1 protein-coding gene is annotated in these 3,557 nt (G+C 69.7%); it reads left to right on the top strand.

All coding sequences use genetic code 11. The features are described 5' to 3' along the window. Positions 1 to 3,557: DUF6531 domain-containing protein (locus U9979_RS16860; protein ID WP_322780145.1), on the top strand; the 3,557-nt coding region annotated here is incomplete at both ends.

The raw sequence follows: 3,557 nt of genomic DNA, 5'->3' as shown, positions 1-3,557 counted from the left end.
AGGATGCGGCGGAGTTGCGGGGGGAGGCGGCCCGGAGCTGCGCCCACGGCATCGAGAACGCGCTCGCGGACAGCGGGATCAAGAACAAGGCGTGGTATGAGAAGGCCTGGGATGCGGTGTCGGCGCCGTTTCGGTCCTGGGACAGCTTCGTCGACCTCTGCCGGGATGTGGCGATGGTCGCCGGGGTCGTCGCGCTGTTCGTCTCCGGGCCGATCGGGTTGGCGTTGGTCGCGATCGCGCTGGTCGCCGGTGCGGTGGTGTTCGCCGACACGTTGGCGAAGTACGCGCAGGGGAAGGCGTCGTTGGGGCAGCTTGGTCTGGACTCGCTGGGTCTGATTCCGGGTGGACGCGGTGTGGTCAGTGTCGCGCGGTTGGGGCGGACCGCGGTGGCGCTGGGGCGTGGGGTGGCCCGTGGTGAGGGGTTGAAGCTTGTTGGTGCCGGGCTGCGCACCTTTGGCGGTGCGGCGCTGGGCCGAGCGCGCAATATCGTGACGGCGATCCCGCACGGCATTGCGATCGCTGGTGGTGATATTCGTAGCGCTTTGCGTGACCCACGGTTGTTTGCGCGGGCCGCGCACTGCCGGTTCGTTGGGCGGGATCCGGTGGACATGGCCAGCGGGCAGATGATCCTGGCGCAGGTCGACGTCGAGCTGCCCGGCCTGCTGGCCTGGGCGCTGCAGCGGACCCACATGTCGTCGTATCGGGCGGGCCGGTGGTTCGGCTCGTCGTGGAGCTCGACGTTGGACCACCGGTTGGAGATCGACGAGGAGGGCGTGTGCTATGCCGCGCCGGACGGGGTGCTGGTCGCCTATCCGCATCCCGCACCCGGGGCGACCGTGCTGCCAGCCGAGGGCCCACGGCTGGCGTTGGCCCGCGACGCTGCCGGTGTCTACACCGTCAGCGACCCGCAGACCGGCCACGTTTTCCACTTCGCGATCCCGGCCGGCAACGCCCGGCATGTGTCCCTGCCGCTGGCGGCGATCACCGATCGTAACGGGAATCGTATCGAGTTGGGGTACGACGCCGCCGACGGGACGCTCGCTGAGATCAGCCATTCGGGCGGGTACCACCTGGTGGTGGACACCCGGCAGGGGCTGATCACCGCGATCCGGTTGCGGGGACGGGCGGGCGAACCCGACACCGAGATCGTCCGCTATGGCTACGACGGGAGTGGCCGGCTGACCGAGGTGGTGAACTCCTCGGGTCGGCCGTTGCTGTTCGCCTACGACCCCGCCGGGCGCATGATCGGTTGGACGGATCGTAACGGCACCGGCTACGCCTATACCTACGATGCGGCCGGTCGGGTGGTGCGGACCGTGGGTTCGGCGGGCTGCCTGGATGGGACGATCGTCTACGACACCGATCGTCAGGTCACGGTGGAGACCAACTCGCTGGGGCAGACCATCGAGTACCAGTTCACCGCGGCGATGCAGCTCCGCCGGCAGGTCGATCCGCTCGGTGGTGTCACCGTCTACGCGTGGGATCGGTATGACCGTAAGTTGGCTGAGACCGACCCGCTGGGCCGCACCGTCCGGTACCGCTACGACGGTGACGGCAACCTGACCGAGGTCGTCCGGCCGGACGGCAGTCGGATGACCGCACAATGGAATGATCTGCGACTACCGGTGACGCTGCTCGAGGCGGACGGTGCCCGCTGGGAACGCTCCTACGATGACCGGGGCAACCTGACGGCGGTGGTCGATCCGGTCGGGGCGCGGACCGGGTTCGCCTATGACGACCGCGGCGGGCTGACGGCGGTCACCGATGCGTTGGGTCAGATTCGGCGGGTGGCGAGCGACGCCGCTGGCCTGCCCGTTTCCGTGACCGATCCGCTCGGGGCAGTCACTGTCTATGAGCGGGACGGGTTCGGCCGGGTGGTCGCGGTGACCGACCCGGTCGGTGGGACGGCCCGGTTCACCTGGACCGTCGAGGGCAGACCCGCATCCCGGACCCTGCCGGATGGGGCGGTCGAGCGGTGGAGCTATGACGGGGAAGACAATCTGATTGAGCACCTCGACGCAGTCGGTGGGGTGACCCGTACCGAGTACACGCATTTTGATCTGCCGGCTGCGCGGATCGGCCCGGACGGGGCGCGCCTGGCGTTCGCCTATGACACCGAGCTGCGGCTGGTGGCTGTCACCAATCCGGCCGGCCTGGTGTGGCGGTATGACTACGATTCGGCCGGGAATCTGGTGCGGGAGGCCGATTTCAACGGCCGGGTGCTGGCCTACGTCCATGATGGCGCCGGGCAGGTCGTTGAACGTGTCAATGGTGCCGGGGAGAGCGTGCGGTTCACCCGCGATCCGCTCGGGAACGTGACCGAGACACGATCCGCGGACGGTGTGACGACGTTCGCTTACGACGCCGTCGGCAGTGTCGTGCGTGCGGTGAACGCCGACGCCGACTGCACGTTCACCCGGGACCCCGCCGGTCGGATGCTGGCCGAGACGTGTAACGGCCGGACGGTCTCCTCGACGTACGACGTGCTGGGCCGGCGGGTGCGGCGGGTGACGCCGTCCGGAGCGGCGAGTGTCTGGGAGTACGACGTGGACGACCGGCCGATCTCCCTGCACACCGCCGGTCGGACGGTGCGGTTCACCCACGACGCGGCCGGCCGGGAGGTCGCGCGCAGCCTGGACAGCGGGGTGGTGCTGGCGCAGGCGTGGGATGCCAACCACCAGCTGCTGTCGCAGACCGTGACCGCGGGGCACGCGCGGGTGCTGCAGCGCCGGGACTACTCCTACAGTCCGGACGGTTACATCAGCGAGATCGATGACATGCTCGCAGGCCTGCGCCGGTTCGATCTCGACCCGGCCCGGCGGGTCACCGCCGTCCACGGAACCGACTGGCAGGAGCGTTACGCCTACGACGCGGCGGGCAACATCATCGACGCGTCCTGGCCGGTGCCCGTCCCGTCCCCACCCGCACAGCGTGACGGGCGCGACGGGGTGCACGAGGCCGCGCAGGGTGGTCGGGAGTACGCCGGCACGCTGATTCGCCGGGCCGGCCGGGTCCGCTACGAGCACGACGGCCAGGGCCGGGTGACGGTGCGCCAGCACAAGCGGCTGTCGGCGAAACCGCGGACCTGGCGCTACAGCTGGGATGCCGACGATCGCCTCACCGGTGTGACCACCCCGGACGGCTGGCGCTGGCGGTATTCCTATGATCCGTTCGGCCGGCGGATCGCCAAACAACGCCTCGCCGGCGATAGCGCCAATGGCACCGGCGACGACGGCGGGGTGGGCGAACGGATCGACTTCGCCTGGGACGGCGCCGTCCTCGCCGAACAGCACCACACCACCGCCGCCGATCTGACACCCCGGGTCACCACCTGGGACTGGGAACCCGGCGGCTTCCGGCCGCTCACCCAGTCCGAACGCCGCCGGTCCGTCCGCTCCGGGTCCCTTCATGGAAACGATGCGGGATCCGCCTATGGCGATGCCGGCCGGGACGTCGACGAAGGCCCAGATGATCTCGACCAGGAGTGGTTCGACGCCCGGTTCCACGCCATCGTCACCGACCTCGTCGGCACACCCACTGAACTCGTCGACCCCGCC

The organism is Protofrankia sp. Cas4, assembly GCF_963555915.1.
Taxonomy (GTDB): domain Bacteria; phylum Actinomycetota; class Actinomycetes; order Frankiales; family Frankiaceae; genus Protofrankia.
The sequence above is the reverse complement of the archived record's forward strand: the minus strand, read 5'-3'. Positions and strand labels throughout refer to the sequence as shown.